This window comes from Marinimicrobium sp. C2-29 (assembly GCF_038419845.1).
Classification (GTDB): Bacteria; Pseudomonadota; Gammaproteobacteria; order Pseudomonadales; family Cellvibrionaceae; genus Marinimicrobium.
In genome coordinates, this window is the sequence record NZ_JBCAQT010000014.1 from 24,177 (window position 1) to 40,412 (window position 16,236).

General features: G+C 59.4%; 10 protein-coding genes. 6 read left to right on the forward strand and 4 right to left on the reverse strand.

Features of this window, described 5'->3' with window-relative positions; translation table 11 throughout:
- Window positions 1-794: 794 nt before the first annotated feature.
- Genes AAE484_RS13890 through AAE484_RS13900 form a run of 3 tightly spaced genes read left to right on the forward strand, consistent with a single transcriptional unit; the run spans window position 795 to window position 4,982 of the window.
- A complete protein-coding gene (locus AAE484_RS13890) occupies window positions 795-3,332 on the forward strand; it encodes a glycoside hydrolase family 88 protein (protein ID WP_341939010.1) in 2,538 nt (845 codons plus the stop codon).
- A gap of 8 nt (window positions 3,333-3,340) precedes the next feature.
- Complete coding sequence (kduI, locus tag AAE484_RS13895; RefSeq protein WP_341939011.1) at window positions 3,341-4,180, forward strand: 5-dehydro-4-deoxy-D-glucuronate isomerase; 840 nt, start codon at window positions 3,341-3,343, stop codon at window positions 4,178-4,180.
- Between the two features lie 10 nt (window positions 4,181-4,190).
- Entirely contained in the window at window positions 4,191-4,982 is a 792-nt protein-coding gene (locus tag AAE484_RS13900; protein WP_341939012.1) for a gluconate 5-dehydrogenase, read from the forward strand.
- A gap of 84 nt (window positions 4,983-5,066) precedes the next feature.
- On the opposite strand, the gene AAE484_RS13905 is transcribed toward AAE484_RS13900, so the two are convergent.
- Complete coding sequence (locus tag AAE484_RS13905; protein WP_341939014.1) at window positions 5,067-6,839, reverse strand: SLC13 family permease; 1,773 nt, start codon at window positions 6,837-6,839, stop codon at window positions 5,067-5,069.
- 246 nt (window positions 6,840-7,085) lie between these two features.
- Here AAE484_RS13905 and AAE484_RS13910 point away from each other — a divergent pair, with 246 nt between their 5' ends.
- Window positions 7,086-8,204, forward strand: a complete 1,119-nt coding sequence (locus AAE484_RS13910) for a MipA/OmpV family protein (protein WP_341939015.1) — start codon at window positions 7,086-7,088, stop codon at window positions 8,202-8,204.
- Window positions 8,205-8,240: 36 nt separating this feature from the next.
- Here the strand turns inward: AAE484_RS13910 and AAE484_RS13915 are convergent, their stop codons facing one another.
- Window positions 8,241-10,679 carry a TonB-dependent receptor gene (locus AAE484_RS13915; protein WP_341939016.1) on the reverse strand — a complete coding sequence of 813 codons (2,439 nt, stop codon included), beginning with the start codon at window positions 10,677-10,679 and terminating at the stop codon, window positions 8,241-8,243.
- 506 nt (window positions 10,680-11,185) lie between these two features.
- Between AAE484_RS13915 and AAE484_RS13920 the strand changes: the two genes are divergently transcribed.
- Together AAE484_RS13920 and AAE484_RS13925 are read left to right on the forward strand one after the other, a co-directional pair.
- The gene (locus AAE484_RS13920; RefSeq protein ID WP_341939017.1) at window positions 11,186-12,661 is read left to right on the forward strand and encodes a NarK family nitrate/nitrite MFS transporter; all 1,476 of its coding nucleotides are present in this window, start codon (window positions 11,186-11,188) and stop codon (window positions 12,659-12,661) included.
- Window positions 12,662-12,677: 16 nt separating this feature from the next.
- Window positions 12,678-14,420, forward strand: coding sequence for a protein kinase domain-containing protein (locus AAE484_RS13925; protein ID WP_341939018.1), 1,743 nt, complete (start codon window positions 12,678-12,680; stop codon window positions 14,418-14,420).
- A gap of 13 nt (window positions 14,421-14,433) precedes the next feature.
- Here the strand turns inward: AAE484_RS13925 and AAE484_RS13930 are convergent, their stop codons facing one another.
- Both AAE484_RS13930 and AAE484_RS13935 read right to left on the reverse strand, forming a co-directional pair.
- Window positions 14,434-15,234 (reverse strand): hypothetical protein, encoded by an 801-nt coding sequence (locus tag AAE484_RS13930; RefSeq protein WP_341939019.1) that lies wholly within the window; start codon window positions 15,232-15,234, stop codon window positions 14,434-14,436.
- Window positions 15,235-15,242: 8 nt separating this feature from the next.
- Window positions 15,243-15,803, reverse strand: coding sequence for a hypothetical protein (locus AAE484_RS13935; protein ID WP_341939020.1), 561 nt, complete (start codon window positions 15,801-15,803; stop codon window positions 15,243-15,245).
- Window positions 15,804-16,236 lie beyond the last annotated feature (433 nt).

The window sequence follows — 16,236 nt, forward strand, 5'->3', positions numbered from 1 at the left end:
TCAAGCCTGATGGCGTAGGAGGAGGATCACCCTCAAAAAAGTTTCGCTCAGACGGCCTGCTTGGCGCGTAAAACCGGTATTTTCCGAGATTGACGCAAAATGTAAACGGTTACAGACATATAAATAATTACGTGGAACCGGTTACACACCAAATACCGAAAGGATTAAACTAATAAATTACAAAAAGGCGTAAAAAATTTGTGCGGAAAACTTGATTTTATCCGTAAGCGGGACCAGAATGAATTCACTGCACCAAGGCACTGGCAGTTGTGCGCCCAGTCAATCCGCCATTGACCCGCAACACAGGGCAGTGGAAAAACGGAATGGGCGTGATCGATCGACAGTGTCTGGCGGTACCGGGCAACACACAAACTACAAATCCGGTTGCCCGACCTCTGTGCGACAAAGTAAAGAGGCAAGAGGGAGAGAAGTGGAGAGAGGTGAGAGAGACCGCAACTCCAGTGGCAAGGCGTGAACCCTGGCCGAGCGATCTGGCAGACATAGTCAGACGACTCGGTTCAGGGGCGCACCGACACCACACCACTGCCAAAGAGCCAGTCTCTGGCTCAGGCAGTATCAACCAAGCTGACCAACACCCCGCCAGCGACCCACGTCGCTGGCGGGTGAGGTCGTGCCCGGTGCATTAGCGACCTCCCCCAAACCATCATGCTCCAGGGGTCAGGACCAGGCTTATATCTCGCCAAGACCCGATTATAGTAATTCCGCGTTTCTGCCGCGGCGACCCGGCCCCAATATAATAGAGAATATCAACAGAGACCTAAAAGGTGAGTGCTATGCTAAAAAACCGACTGCTCCCCGGTGCTGCCATCGCAGCCCTGGCCACACTGGCGGCCTGCGGGCAAGAAAGTACCCCCGAAACTGCGAACCAGAAACCAGACCCACAATCGAACCAGACCGCTCGCGCCCAGGCGCCTCTCGCCGACGTGGCCCTATCCAACCCCTCAGACCACGCGCGTCAGGATCAGCCCTATTACATCAGCTTTTATGACCTGGGCCTGGATCAGAAAACGGCGGTCAACAGCAACCTCGGAGCAACGGTGAACGGAGCTCCCGTCGCCACCCAGTTGATTGACCGGGACGGTGACGGGAAAGAAGATGGCCTCTTCACGCTGCTCGACCTGCCGGCCGGCGGCGATGTGCAGTTGATCATTGATCGCGACCTCGCCAGCGACGCGCCGACCAGCGAGAAGCGCACTCAGGCCGAGATTGCCCACAAGACCGGAGGCGAATGGCAGCCTCACTCCGACGAAAACCGCGAAGGGAAGTATGAGTACGTCGGCGGTGAATTTGAAAATGTCGAGATCCTCACGCCCCCCGATGAGCACTCCGACCACTCCTATTATATCCGCTACGAAGGCCCCGGCATCGAATCGGACAAGGTCGGCTACCGCATCTATCTGGACTGGCGCAACGGTTTCGATATTTTCGGCAAGAAAACCGAAGACATGGTCCTCCAGGACGTCGGCCTGGACGGCTACGATTCCTATCACGAAATGGCCGACTGGGGCATGGACATCCTCAAGGTCGGCGATGCGCTGGGTGTCGGTGGCTACGGCTACTGGGACGGTGAGAAAGTCATCCGGGTATCGGACCTCGACGGCTGGGAAGCCAGAGTGCTGGACGATGGCGACCTGTATTCCGCACTCGGCATTACCTATAAGGACTGGGAGGTCAACGACCAGACCCTGGACCTGACCGCGCAGCTGTCCATGACCGGCGGCAGCCGCCTGGTGCACGTTGACCTGCAACTGAGCGAACCACTGGAGAATCTGACCACCGGCCTCGTGAAACACCCGGGGACCGAATTCATTGAAGGTGAAGTGGATATTACCGGCAAGGCTTATACTTATGTCGCCAGCTGGGGCAAGCAGAGCCTGAGTGGCGAAGACGACCTGCTGGGTATGGCCCTGCTGTTTCGCAAATCCGACCGCGAAGAGCAGACCGAAGACGAGCACAACTACGTGACCGTACTCGACTCGGCCGGTGAAGACGTGGACTACTACTTCCTCGCCGCCTGGGACGGAGAGCCCAACGGCATCACCACCAAAGAAGCGTTTATTGAGTATCTGGAAACCGAGGCGGAGAACCTGACGCTGGCGCCGCGCGAGCGTCTGGAAACCGCGCACAGCCTGGCGCAGAAGGACCTCCCTGTCAGCGCCGAAGACGCGCTGGACTGGAGCAAGCGTCTGGCCGACTCGGAACTGGACCGCAAAACCCTGCTCTACCATGTCGATGGCTGGGACACCAACCGGGAGCGGCCGCCCAAGTTCGAATACGACATCATTGGCCTGCTGCCCATGGCCTACGACGAACTGAACGAAGTCGCGCCCGCCGATCGCTACGCGCAGGTGCTGCCCAAAGTCACCGGCAGCTTCATTGGCGAGGACGGCGACATCGCCCGCTACAAGATGAGCAACTTCAGCGTCGATAACGTTAAACCCGGTGTGGGCGTACTGCGCCTCTGGGAAGACACCAAAGAGGAGCGTTACAAAACGGCCGCCGAGACACTGCGCGAGCACCTGGAAAAGCATCCGCGTACCAGTGACGGTGCCTTCTGGCACAAGAAGCGCTACCCCTGGCAGCTCTGGCTGGACGGCGTCTACATGGCCATGCCTTACCTGGCCCATTACGCGCTACTGTTCGAAGAGGGCGAGCAGCAACAGCACAGCTGGGAAGAGGTGGTCAAGGAGTTCGAGGTGACCCGCGAGCAACTGCGCGACCCGGAAACCGGCCTCTACTATCACGCCTGGGATGAAAAGAAGCAGCAGGACTGGGCCGACCCCGAAACCGGCCTGTCCGAGCACTTCTGGGGCCGTGGCTTTGGCTGGCTGGCCATGGCCGTGGTGGACGTACTGGACTTCATTCCCGAGGAAGAAACCGAACTGCGCAAACCCCTGATCGACATGATCGAGGAAATCGCCGCTGACCTTAAGAACTACCAGGACCCGGAAACCGGCACCTGGTGGCAGATCATGGATCGCCCGGACGCCATCGGCAATTACCGCGAGTCCAGCGCCTCCTCCATGTTCACTTACTTTTATGCCAAGGCCCTGAATGAGGGCTACCTGGACGAGAGCTACCGCGAGGTGGCGCAGAAGGCCTACGACGGGCTGATCAACGAATTCATGCTGGTGCACACCGACGACTCGGTCAGCCTGACCAACATCTGCCTGGTGGCGGGTCTGGGCTTCGGGCGCGATGGCAGTTACCATTACTACATGAGCGAGCCGGTTTACGAAAACGACCCCAAAGGCACAGGCCCCTTTATCCTGGCCGGGATCGAAATGCACAAATTACTCAAGGGCGAATGAGGTAACCAATGAAATCGATCGAAGAACGCTTTGCGGTCCATATCGACGACTACAGGCACTACGACACCGAAAAACTGCGCAAACACTTCCTGATCGAAAAGATCTTTGAAGACGATCATATCGGGTTTGTGTACACCCATTACGACCGCATGATGGTCGGTGGCGCCAAACCGGTGAACAAAACCCTGACGCTGGAGCCCGTCGACCAGCAGAAAGCCGAGCACTTTCTCGACCGGCGCGAACTGGGCGCGATCAATATCGGCGGCGATGGAGTGATCACCGTCGACGGCACCGATTACGAACTCGAGACCAAGAGCGCCCTGTACATCGGGCGCGGCGCCAAAGAAGTGAGCTTTCGCAGCGTGGACGCCAAGAACCCGGCCAAGTTCTATATGAACTCGGCTCCGGCGCATCACTCGTATCCGAACAAAAAAGTCGGCATGAGCGAAGCCAATGTACTGGAACTCGGCTCTTCGGACACCTGTAATGAGCGTCGGGTCAATCAGCTACTGATCAATGGCATCATCGAGACCTGCCAACTGCAGATGGGCATGACCGAACTGCAGCCGGGCAGCATCTGGAACACCATGCCGGTCCACACCCACACCCGGAGAATGGAAGCCTACTTCTATTTCAACCTGCCGGACGACCAGGCCATCTGTCATTTCATGGGCCCGAAAGACGATACCCGTCACCTGTGGATCCACAATGAACAGGCGGCCCTGTCTCCACCCTGGTCCATGCACTCCGGTGTGGGCACTGCCAACTACACCTTCATCTGGGGCATGGCCGGTGAAAATCTCGACTACACCGACATGGACTTTCACCAGCCACACGAACTGAAGTAAGGAGTTCTCTATGACACATCCTCTGTTTGATCTGACCGGCAAGGTCGCACTGGTCACCGGCGCCACTCACGGCCTGGGCATGGCCATGGCCAAGGGCCTGGGCAGCGCCGGCGCCACCATCGTGGTCAACGGTCACTCCTCGCAGGAGAAAATCGACAAGGCCGTAGCCGAGTACGAAGCGGCCGGCTACAAGGCGCACGGCTACAAGTTTGACGTCACCGATGAAGATCAGGTGATCGCCGCCGTCGACAAAATTGAAAAAGAAGTGGGCCCGATCGATATTCTGGTCAACAACGCCGGCATTATCAAACGCGTCCCCATGCTGGAAATGCCGGTGGATGAGTTCAAGCAGGTCATCGACACCAACCTGGTGGGCGTTTTCACCATGACCCGCCCGGTGGCGCGCAAGATGGTCGAACGCAAGCAGGGCAAGATCATCAACATCTGCTCGATGATGAGCGAGCTGGGCCGCGACTCGGTCGGCGCCTACGCCGCTGCCAAGGGCGGACTGAAAATGCTCACCCGCAACATGGCCACCGAGTGGGCCCGCCACAACGTACAGGTCAACGGCATCGGCCCGGGCTATTTTGCCACCGCGCAGACCGAACCGATTCGCGTGGAAGGCAACCCGCTGAACGAATTCATCATCAGCCGCACACCGGCGGGCAAGTGGGGCGACCCGGACGACCTGCAGGGCGCGGCCGTATTCCTGTCATCCAAGGCGAGCGACTTTGTGACCGGACAGGTGGTCTATGTCGACGGTGGCATTCTGGCAACCATCGGCAAGCCGGCCAACGAGTAAGATTTCAATCATCATGATTGACTTGGGGCAGTCGCTTTCAGCGCTGCCCCTTTTTTGAAGGCATTAACGGTTCAGAAGAGGCGCTTAGCGCACCAGCGGCCAACCCAGCGCCAGCACCGTCACCGTGGTCACCCCCACCAGCAGGTTCATAGGCACCCCCACCTTGAGAAAATCGGTAAAGCGGTAGCCGCCGGGGCCGTAGACCATGAGGTTGGTCTGGTAGCCCAGAGGGGTGGCGAAGCTGGCCGAGGCGGCAATCATCACTGCAAAGATATAGGGTTCCGGATTGAGACTGGCCTTCTGGGTGATTTCCAGCACCACCGGCAGCATGATGATCGCGGCGGCATTGTTGGTGATGCACTCGGTGAGAATCGACACGCTGATGTAGATCAGAATCAGGATCAGCAGTGGATGCCCCGCACTCAGATCAATGGCGGTCTCGCCGAGCAGGCGGGCGACGCCGGTTTTTTCCAGGGCGGCGCCCAGAGCAAAAGACGAAGCAATGGTCAGCAACACTGTCGGGTCCAGACTCTTCTGGGCCTGGGGCGCGGAGCAGCAGCCGGTCAGCAACATGGCCGCCGCCCCTAGCAAGCCGGCATGCAGCATGGGCAGCAATCCGGTGGCCGCACTGAGCACCACCAGCATCAGAATCCCCCAGGCCAGGTAGGCGCGCTGATGGCGGGGCGCCTCGGTGTGCAGGTCGTTGACCAGGAGAAAGTCCTTGTTGTACTGCTGGCGGCTGACAAACGCCGGGCGGGCTTCGAGCAACAGCGTATCGCCCGGCTTGAGTTTGATCGTTCCCAGGTTCCCCGGGACCCGATCACCGTGGCGGGCCACCGCCAGCACTACCGCGCCGTAGCGCTCGCGGAACTGGGAGTCACGAATGGTCTGGTTGATGCAGTTACTGTGAGGGGAGATCACGGCCTCCACCAGGCGGCGCTCGCTGTGCTCTTTGGCCAGGGTGGGCTCGCTGCCGTTGGTGGAGGCGATAATGCCTTTGATGCGCAGCAGATCGGAAATCGCCTCGGTATCACCGGCGAACACCAACCGGTCGCCGGCCTGCAGGGGCTCTTCCGAGCCGACCGCCGGCACAATGGCACCGGCGCGTTCAATTTCCACCAGGTAGATCCGCTTGAGATTACGCAGGCCCGCCTGCTCGACGGTTTTGCCCACCAGCGGGCCACCGGCGGCAACCGCCACCTCGAGGGTGAACTCGCGCAGGTTGCCAAATATTTCCTTCTCCCGTCGGCCGGGCAGCCAGCGCGGGAAAAACACCAGGATAAACACCAGGCCCACCACGGCGACGGGCAGTGCCACGGCGGTAATCGAGAACAGGGAGAAGCCGGGCTCGCCGGTCATGGCCTGATACTGACCATTGACCACCAGATTGGTGCTGGTGCCCACCATGGTCAGGGTACCGCCGAGGATGGCGGCGTAACTGAGCGGAATCATCAGCTTGGAGACGGGCACGTCAATGCGCTTGGCCCAGGCGCGCACCGCCGGAATCATGGTGGCCACGACCGGAGTGTTATTCAGCACACCACTGAACAGCGCCACCGGCAGGCTGATCCGCAGTTGCGCCCCACGGGTGCCTTTGGGTTTGCCCAGAACATAGTGCACGATCAGCTCGATACCGCCCGAGGCGTGAATGCCCGAGGCGACCACAAACATGGCGGCCACGGTGATCAGGCCACTGTTGCCAAAGCCGGCAAAGGCCTCCCCGGCGGTGAGCACGCCGCTGACCAGCAGCACAATCAGCACTCCGGTCATGACCAGGTGCGGTCCGATGCGGGTAAAAATCAGTGTGCCCAGGGCGCCGAGCGTCAGCAGCAGAGACAGGAGGCCTTGCCATTCCATACGTTATAATCCAGAAAAACCGGTTGTTCAGGCTCGCGAGCATACCCAAAGCCGATGCCGGTGGAAAATAGTTATTGGCTCTACCTATATAACAGCATGGTATATGTAGCCTCGAGTATTATCATGGCGTTGTTCTATAGCGGCCAGGCAAACTGCCAAAATCAGAACCCGGGCGTGAACTCCAGGCCGCCCGATCAACGTATCTCTGACCCAATACCGCCGCCTCACTCACAGGAGCCCGACCCGATGACCCCGACCCGCTTATGGAGAACGGCCCTTGTATCCCTGCTACTGACCCTCCCCTCGCTGGCATGGAGCGCCGAACTGGTCTTCCGCCTCGACAATCCGCCTTCCGAGGGCACTCTGGTAGCACAGGTTTACGGCAATGCAGACCGCTTCGGCGGCTTCCGGGAACCCGACCGGCGCGAGGTCTTCCGCATCGACGCCGAGCAGGGAGAGTATCGGATTGGCGATCTACCGGCGGGTGACTATGCCCTGCTGGTGTACTGGGACGAGAACGACAATGGCCTGCTCGATCGCAATTTCATCGGCATTCCGCGCGAGCCCATCGCCCTGTCCAATCAGTACCGGCCCAAGGGGCCGCCCAGTTTCGAGCGCGCCCGCGTTCGCCTGGCCGAAGACGAAAGCCTTGAGCAGACCCTGAGCCTGAGCCGGCCTCTGGGCCAGCTGGGTCAATGGGGCGTCGGGCTGGGCGTGATTGGCCAGACCTCACCGTATCGCGGCAGCGATGCCCGCCCCCTTCAGGCGATACCGGCGCTGGTCTATATCGGCGAGCGCCTGCAATGGACCGGCCCTCGCATCCGCTACAACCTCTTCGGCAGTGACGACTGGCGCCTGGCCCTGCAGGGGGATCTGCGTCTGAGCGCCTATGAGGAAAAAGACAGCGAGTATCTGGTGGGCCTGGGAGACCGTGAGACCACCTTCATGGGCGGGATGGCGTTGATTCGCGAGCTGCCCGCCGGCATCGACCTGGCGGCCAGTGCCCGCACCGACCTGCTCAACCGCCACGGCGGTCACATCGCCAGCCTGACTCTCAGCCGGGGCTTTCAGTTGGGCAATTGGCGGGTGTCGCCCTCGATCGGGGTGAACTGGTTGAGTGGCGCGTTGGCGGATTACGAGTTCGGTGTGCCCGTTGCGGCGCAGACGGACTGGCGCCCGGCCTACTCGCTGTCATCGGCACTCAATCGGGAAGTGGGCGTTTCCTTTTTCTATGAACTCACCCCCGGCTGGCAACTGGTCGGCAACCTGGGGCTGGAGCAACTGGACGACGCCATTGTCGACAGTCCCATCGTCGATCAACAGCGCCTGACCAAAGGCTTCCTTTCCCTGACCTATGCCTTTTAACCCATCAATAGTGAACCGCTTGGCTCACTTTTCTGCTTAAAACTCCGAGCGCAGCCCGACCGCCAGCGCGCGCGCCGGCAACGGGGCCTTGTCTTTCAGAAAGGAGGTGTGCGGGCGCGCTTCTTCATTGGTCAGGTTACTGCCCTGAACATAAAAGGTGAGCGCCTGCCCCGCCGCCTCGAGTTCATAACTGAGCTGGGCATCGACCAGGGTGTAGCCCTCGGACTCCGACTCGGTGGCGCCGACTTTGTCCTGCTTGAAATAGTGACTGGTGCTGAACTCGGCCTGCCAGTGACCCAGCTGGTACTCCAGGCGCCCGCCCAGGCGCAGCGGCGGAATGCGCGGCAGGTTGCCGCCCTCGCGCAGCTCGGCCCGGGTGTAGTCGCTGAACAGTGTCAGCTTGAACGGCTGACTCACCTGCCAGACCCATTCACCTTCCAGACCGTAGAGCCGGGCATCCCGGGCCTGGTACTGATACACCGGCAGGCCGGCCGGCTCTTCATGGGTCGCCGGCGCTTCATCGGCATGCGTTTCTTCCCCGACAGGCTCGTCGCCATGATCGTGGGCATGGTCGTCCTCGGCTGTCAGGCCCGTATTGGCCAGGTAGTAGAAATCATCCATCTGGTTGTAGAACGCATTCAGAGTAAAGCCGATATTGCCCTCGAACTTACGCAGGGTCAGGTCAATGTTGTTGGAGCTCTCCAGCTCGACCGCGGCCGGGCTGAGCTCAAAATGAAATTGCTCGCCCGCCTCATCGTGGCGCTCATACAGCGCGCCCACTTCATAGGTACTGGTCCCGATGTGGGGGCCAAACGAGTAGAGCTCCGCCGCCGACGGGGCCCGTTGCGCGCGAGTCAGTGACAGGCCCAGGTTGTAGCCGGGGGTGAAGTCCCAGACCGCGCCGGCCGAGAGGCTGAACGGCTCGAATACCTGCTCCACCTGATACACGGCGAGCATGCCCTCCTGCCCTTCGAGCGGCAAAGTCAGCCGATCCGCGCCCACCTCGACGCGCTCGACCCGGGCGCCCAGCTGTAGCTGCCAGCCCGAGAAGTGACGCTCTTCCATCCACGCCAGTGCGAGACTGTCAGTGGTGGCGGGCGGAGTGAAGGCTTCTTCGCCCTGGGCCTCAAAGTCCTGATGCTTGTACTGTAGGCTCCAGGCCCCGCGCCACTCCAACACCGGATGGTGGAACAGTTCGGCCCGGACCTCGTGACTGGTGTTGGTAAAGGTGGTGAGCGCCGCACCGTTCTCGATTTCGGAATGGACGTAATCGGTGTAGCCCACCCGGGTATTGAGCGCACTGAACCAGGCGTGATCGAGGCTGAGCTCACTGTGCAACTGCCAGCGATCCTGCTCCAGATCGGCGTACACGGATTCTTCCTCTGCGCCGTGTTCGCCCTCCCCGTGGCTGTGTCCGGGGATACCGTAGGTCCGCTCAAGCCGGCCGTAGGAGAGGCCGACAAAGCCGTTATCCAGCAGGTAGCTACCGCCGACATTGGCACCCTTGGCGCGGTAAGCCGAGTTGTCCAGACGCCCGCTGCCCGGCTCTTCAAGACCCGCTTCCTCATGGCCGGGTTCCTCATGGTCGTACTCCGAGGGCTCTTCGTGCGCCGAGGGCTCTTCGTGCGCCGCTTCAGCCGGCACCGGAATTCGGTAGTCGTTGGATTCGCGCCAGAAACCGTCCAGGTGCGTGGCCCAGGAGCCGGCCCCGGTGGTCAGGCTGGCGGAGGCCAGTTTTTCATCGGCCACATCGTTGTGTTTGAGATGCCACTGGCCCTCGGTGAGATTATCCTGGGGAACGCGGCCATCCACGATGTTCACCACCCCGCCAATAGCGCCACTGCCGTAAAAGAGGGTGGCGGGGCCGCGCAGAATTTCAATCTGCTGCGCGGTGGAGGCTTCGGTGGTCACCATATGGTCGGGCCCGACCCGGGAGACATCCCCCGCGTCCAACCCGTTCTGCGCAATCAACACCCGCGGGCCGCCCAGGCCCCGGATGATCGGGCTGCTCGCCACCGGACCATAGTAGTCGGTGTGGACCCCCACCTGGTCTTTCAGGGTTTCGCCCAGGGTCGAGGCCTGGCGCCGGCGCAACTGCTCGGCACTCAGCACATTCACCGGCTGGGCCGACTCCAGGGAGGAGGCGTGCCAGGGCAGGGCCACCACTTCGATCACTTCCATCACCGTGGAGCGCAGACGGATGTCCACCGGGCTTTCGTCCAGGCGCACATGCACCTGCCGGTGGGAGAAACTGGGGGCCATGATGTGCAGCTCCACTTCTTCGCCGCGCAGGTCGTCCAGGGTGAAGCGGCCCTGCTCGTCCGCCACGGCCCGGCGGTTGCTGCCCACCCATTCGACAATGGCGCCAGCCACCGGCTGCCCGGTGCCATCGCGTACCACACCGCTGAGATCCTCCGCCAGCGCCCAGGGCGACAGACACAGACCGATGATTAACCCAAGACCTGGCTTTCGCATTGATACCTCCACTAATGATTCTTCAAAGCCGGACTCACTCACGCCAACGGCTCTCAATATTGTTATGGTATAACATAACGGGATCAATAGAAAAGCCCCGCCCGGTTTTTTGCCGACACCTTTAACCGACAGAACGTTTGCGCACCACAACAGAACATTCAACCGTGCAATGGTTTCCGGTCGGGCAAATCACTTCAGAAAGAACGCGCCGCCCTGGCGCCCTCCTTCCGATTTTCGGGCCGGGAGCGCACCAGAGTGACTCACGAAAGCCCCCATAAAAAGCCGCCTGCACAGCTTTCACACAGAGCCTCTGACCCAGACCACTCAAAAAACTTATATAAAACAGTTACTTAATGGTTTTTTGAGCTTGGCACAGGCATTGCAAAGCAGTGGGTAATGCGGTTGCCGGTTTTGCGTCACCTCTCTCTGGACGAGCACAACAGAAGAACACTGAGCGGCCATTATCGTGCTCCATTTCGGCACATGTTCACCCACAGGATCATTTTATGAGCTTGAACAAATTGAATCCGCTGGATTTATCCCAGCCCTCGATTCGGGCCCTGCACCTGAGTTGGTTCGCGTTTTTCCTGTCGTTCATGGTCTGGTTCAGCCACGCACCGCTGAAGCCCCTGATTGTGGAAACGCTCGCCATGAGCGCCGACCAGTGGAAGGCCCTGCTGATTCTCAACGTCGCCCTGACCATTCCCGCGCGGATCGTGATCGGCATACTGGTGGACAAGTTCGGTCCGCGCCATGTGTTCAGCGGGCTGCTGTGTGTGTCCGGTCTGCTGTGTCTCGGGTTCGCCTCGGCCCAGAGTTTTGAACAGCTGGCGCTGACCCGCTTCATGCTCGGCTTTGTGGGCGCCGGCTTTGTGATTGGCATTCGCATGGTGGGTGAGTGGTTCCCGGCCCGTCAGGTAGGCCTGGCCGAGGGCATTTACGGTGGTTGGGGCAATTTCGGTTCGGCCGCCTCGGCGTTCATCCTGCCGAGTCTCGCGGTGGGGGTTTTTGGTACCTTTGGCGGCTGGCGCGCGGCCATTGCCTGCACCGGCATCATCGCCATTGTGTACGGCCTCTTCTATTACTGGCGCGCCCGCAACACCCCCAAGGGCTCCACCTATTTCAAGTCAAAAAAATCCGGGGGCCTGGAAGTCTCCAACAAAAAAGACTTCTGGCTCTACATCGCCATGAACATCCCCATGTACGCCATTCTCGGTGTGCTCGCCTGGCGCCTGGGCCCGTCCAACATCAGCCTGCTGAGCCAGAACCTGGTGTACCTGATGTGGGTCATTCTGATCGCGCTCTTCGCCTTCCAGTTCAGTCAGATCTACCGCGTGAACAAGGAGATGCTGGAACACGGCGTGCCCGAGCACGACAAATATGAATTCAAGCAGGTAGCGGTGCTGAACTGGGCCTACTTTGTGACCTTCGGCTCCGAGCTGGCAGTGGTGTCCATGCTGCCCGCGTTTTTTCTGGAAACCTTCACCCAGTTGAGTCTGGCCGAAGCCGGTCTGCTCGGCGGCGCCTTTGCCTTCATGAACCTGGTCGCGCGCCCCGGCGGCGGCTGGATCAGTGACAACTTCGGTCGGCGGCGCAGCATGTCGATTTTTATCGGCGGACTCGCCGTGGGCTATTTCGTTCTGTCACAGATCGATGGCGGCTGGCCCGTGGCCCTGGCGGTGCTCGCGGTCATGTGTTGCTCCTTTTTCGTGCAGGCCGGTGAGGGTGCGGTCTTTGCCATGGTGCCGCTGATCAAGCGCCGGATGACCGGGCAGATTGCGGGCATGACCGGGGCCTACGGCAACGTTGGTGCCGTCACCTACCTGACCGCCTTCAGCTTTATGGACGCCAGCACTTTCTTTCTGATCATTGCCGGCTCCGCTGTGGCGACCTTCTTCCTGGTGCAGATGCTGACCGAGCCCCAGGGACACATGAGCGAGATGATGCCCGATGGTACAATCCAGCGAATCGAGCTGACCTAGCCGTATGGACCAATAAATGGAACACCTGCAGTCCACCCTGGACATCGGGTTTGCGCAACGCAGCGAAGCCGGACGCAAACCCGAGAACCAGGACACCCTGGGCGCACGCCTGCCCGACGATTCCCTGCTGACCAGCAAGGGCATTGCCATGGCGGTGGCCGATGGCGTCAGCAGCAGTGAGGCGGCGCGGGAGGCGAGCCAGACCGCGATCACCGGGTTTCTCACCGACTACTACGCCACGCCCGACACCTGGAGCACCGGGCACTCCGCCCAGCAGGTGATCCGCTCGCTCAATCGCAGCCTCTGGGGCCTGAGCCGCAACAGCCTCTACGGCGAGGGTTATCTCACCACCTTTTCCACGCTCATTCTCAAGGGCGACACCGGCTTTATTTTTCATGTGGGCGATACCCGTGTGTATCTCTGGCGGCCCCACTCGGCCGATGAAAGCAAAGGCCAGCTGGAGCAGCTGACGCGCGACCACTGCCAGCGCCTGGACAAGGACACCAGCTATCTGAGCCGGGCCCTGGGCGCCGACATGAGCGTCGAAGTGGACATGCACTCGATCGAGCTGCATCGGGGCGATGTCTTCATCCTGACCAGCGACGGAATTCACGACCACCTGGAACCGGACGCTTTTCACGCCCTGATCGAACAGCACGCCCACCAGCCCCAGGCGCTGGTCGATGCCGCCCTGGAAGCGGCGCTGGCCGCCGGCAGTGACGACAACCTCAGCATCCAGGCCGCCCGCATCGAACGCCTCGGCCACGCCAGCCAGAACGATGCCATGCAGGTATTGTCGCGTCTGCCGTTTCCGCCGCCGCTGGAAATCGGCCAGACTCTGGATGGCCTGCGGGTGGAAAAACGCCTGCACGAATCCAACCGCAGCCAGGTCTATCTGGTGCGGGATGAGGCCGACAAGGCCCTGATCATGAAAACCCCCTCGGTCAATTACACCGACGACCCGGCGTACATCGAGCGCTTTGTGCTCGAGGCCTGGATCGGGGCGCGCATTCAGAGCCCGCAGGTCGCGCGGGTCATTCACCCGCCGCGCCCGCGCTCCTGTCTCTACTACCTGACCGAGTACGTGCCCGGCCCCACTCTGGGACAGACCATCAACGAGCGGGGAACCCTGGGCATCACCGATGCGGTGGAACTGACCGGGCAACTGTTACGCGGCATTCGGGCCTTCCACCGCAAGGAAACCCTGCACCAGGACATCAAGCCGGACAATATTGTGCTCAGCGCCAAGGGGCCGGTGATTGTGGATTTCGGCTCCTGCTGGGTGGCAAGCCTGGAAGAAGTGGGCGCACCCTTCGCCCGCGACCGGATACTGGGCACGCTGGACTATTCGGCGCCCGAGTATCGCTATGGCGGTGCCACCGGCCCGCACTCGGATCAGTTCTCGGTCGCGGTGTTGCTGTACGAAATGTTGACCGGTAAAAAACCCTACGGCGCGGCCTATGGCAAGGCAATGGACTGGCGCCAGTTCCAGAAACTGAGATACACCCCCGCCAGCCGCCACAACCCTCTGGTGCCCTACTGGCTGGACAAGGCGTTGGAGAAAGCGCTGAGTCTGAACCCCAATTACCGGTACAAAGCCCTGTCGGAGTGGTGGCTGGATCTGCAACGGCCCAACCCCAGTTGGCAGCACCCGGAGCACAAACCCCTGATCGAGCGTCGGCCCGAGCAGGTATGGCAGGTGCTGGCTCTGATCGGCTGGGGGTTGGCAGGAGTGTTGGTTTGGGTGTCGTTGCGCTGACGGCAGTGTTTATCTATCGACCTGGCTCATAAGGCTGATCATTCGCGTTTAACGGCCCCAGTCCTATCTCACTTCTTTTCGCATTCAGCAAATCAATGACCTCGTGGCCCAATTGGTCTACCATCATTCTTTCGCCATCGGTCAACGCAACCCCTAAATGATCCAGCTTCACTTTCGCGTTCTTTTCTGACAAGGGGTCACCCAGCAGCGTAGCGGCATGCAGGAATGCCTGGGATTTTAAGACTCCCAACCTATCTTTTTCAGAGTCTGGATCGAACGTTCGCTTACTTGGAGAGTTGAACGTTGCCAGACTTGTCAGACCTCTGGACGATCCATGAATCGCCGAAACAATCGATGCGTCTTCCATTGAGCGATGATCGCCAGCTTCATGGTAACGATCTACAAGAATCGGCAATGCTCTTAGGTCACCACCCTCAAGAAGTTTCTCGAGCCCCTCTGTGGTATAGCTCCTATATTCTTCCAGCTCATACTCAGAGTAGTATCCATGTTGCTGCTCAAGAGCAATGGTTTCGGAGCTTCTCTCCTCTCGCTCACTACCACTCACACTCTTTTCTGATCCGGTTCTCCCAGAACCTGGCTGCGGGGCTGTCGTCTTCTGAGCCGAAACACTTAGCTCACTGAGCCTTACCCGGTAATCTTCAAGTAACTTCAGCTCAGAAGCTCTACTCTCATCACAGCTCCCTCCGCTGCACCCATCACCTTGGTTTTCTAAAAAAACGGCGGGAACTAATGCAACAAGTACAGCACCAACGATCAATGACGCACCAAGCTTAATTGCAACTGATTTTTTCATTTCAACACCTATTTCAAACCAGCGTCTTCTAAACAATCATGCTCTTTAATATCGCCGTCGACGGCGCATCGAGAATTGTCTTGTATGAGCAATGAGTTAATTCGATTTATGCACTTAGTGTACCCGTCACCGCCCGAAAAGCTAAACGGCCCGATGGTTACGCTGCCTCCATCGATAATAGTTTCGCACTTCGTTGTATTTCTACTGAACCGATTCGCAGCTTTGAACTCGCAATGGTTAACGAAACCACTCCTTCTGCCTTTGCAATCCTCTCTTTGCCTTTTCTCATCCCTTTCTTGAGCCCGCTGCTCCTCATAACGCCTCTGCCGCTCCATGGTTTGCTGTAGCTGCATCTCGATCAATCTCATTCGTTCAATGCGGTCAAGGCGATACTCACTCATTGCTGAGCCTGCTCCTTGCCCCTCTACAGGCGGCCTAGCAACCACCTCGGGAATGGAATCTGCTAACGAGCTGAAACTCAATGACATACATAAAAAAAACAGGGGTATTGACGATATCGACGCTTTTCTACTCCTGTAATATTTCGTTTTATTATTATTCGTATCCATAAGACTCTCCTTATATATGGCACGTACGGTTAGAACTATATCGGCTGATGTAACCGATTACTAAAGATGTTCTCACAACGCTGTCCTTTGATCAAACCCAGAATGTGACCTCTGTCAAATTCTGTCATTCTGACGCGCAAATGCGAATTGGCACATGGGACCGGGAGGGAGCTTCTCAAAACAGTCATGAAAATTTAAACGAAAATTCAGACATCTGATTAAGGGCACCTATATTAATACAGAATCACCTCTGGTCCGTACTCGGATCTGCCCCAGTTGGCAGCACCCGGAGCACAAACCCCTGATTGAGCGGCGGCCGGAGCAGGTGTGGCAGGTGCTGGCTCTGATCGGCTGGGGGTTGGCCGGAGTGTTGGTTTGGGTGTTGTTTCGATAGAGGCTTTTGGTGATTGATTCACGTCCGGCCCGCTTTGAG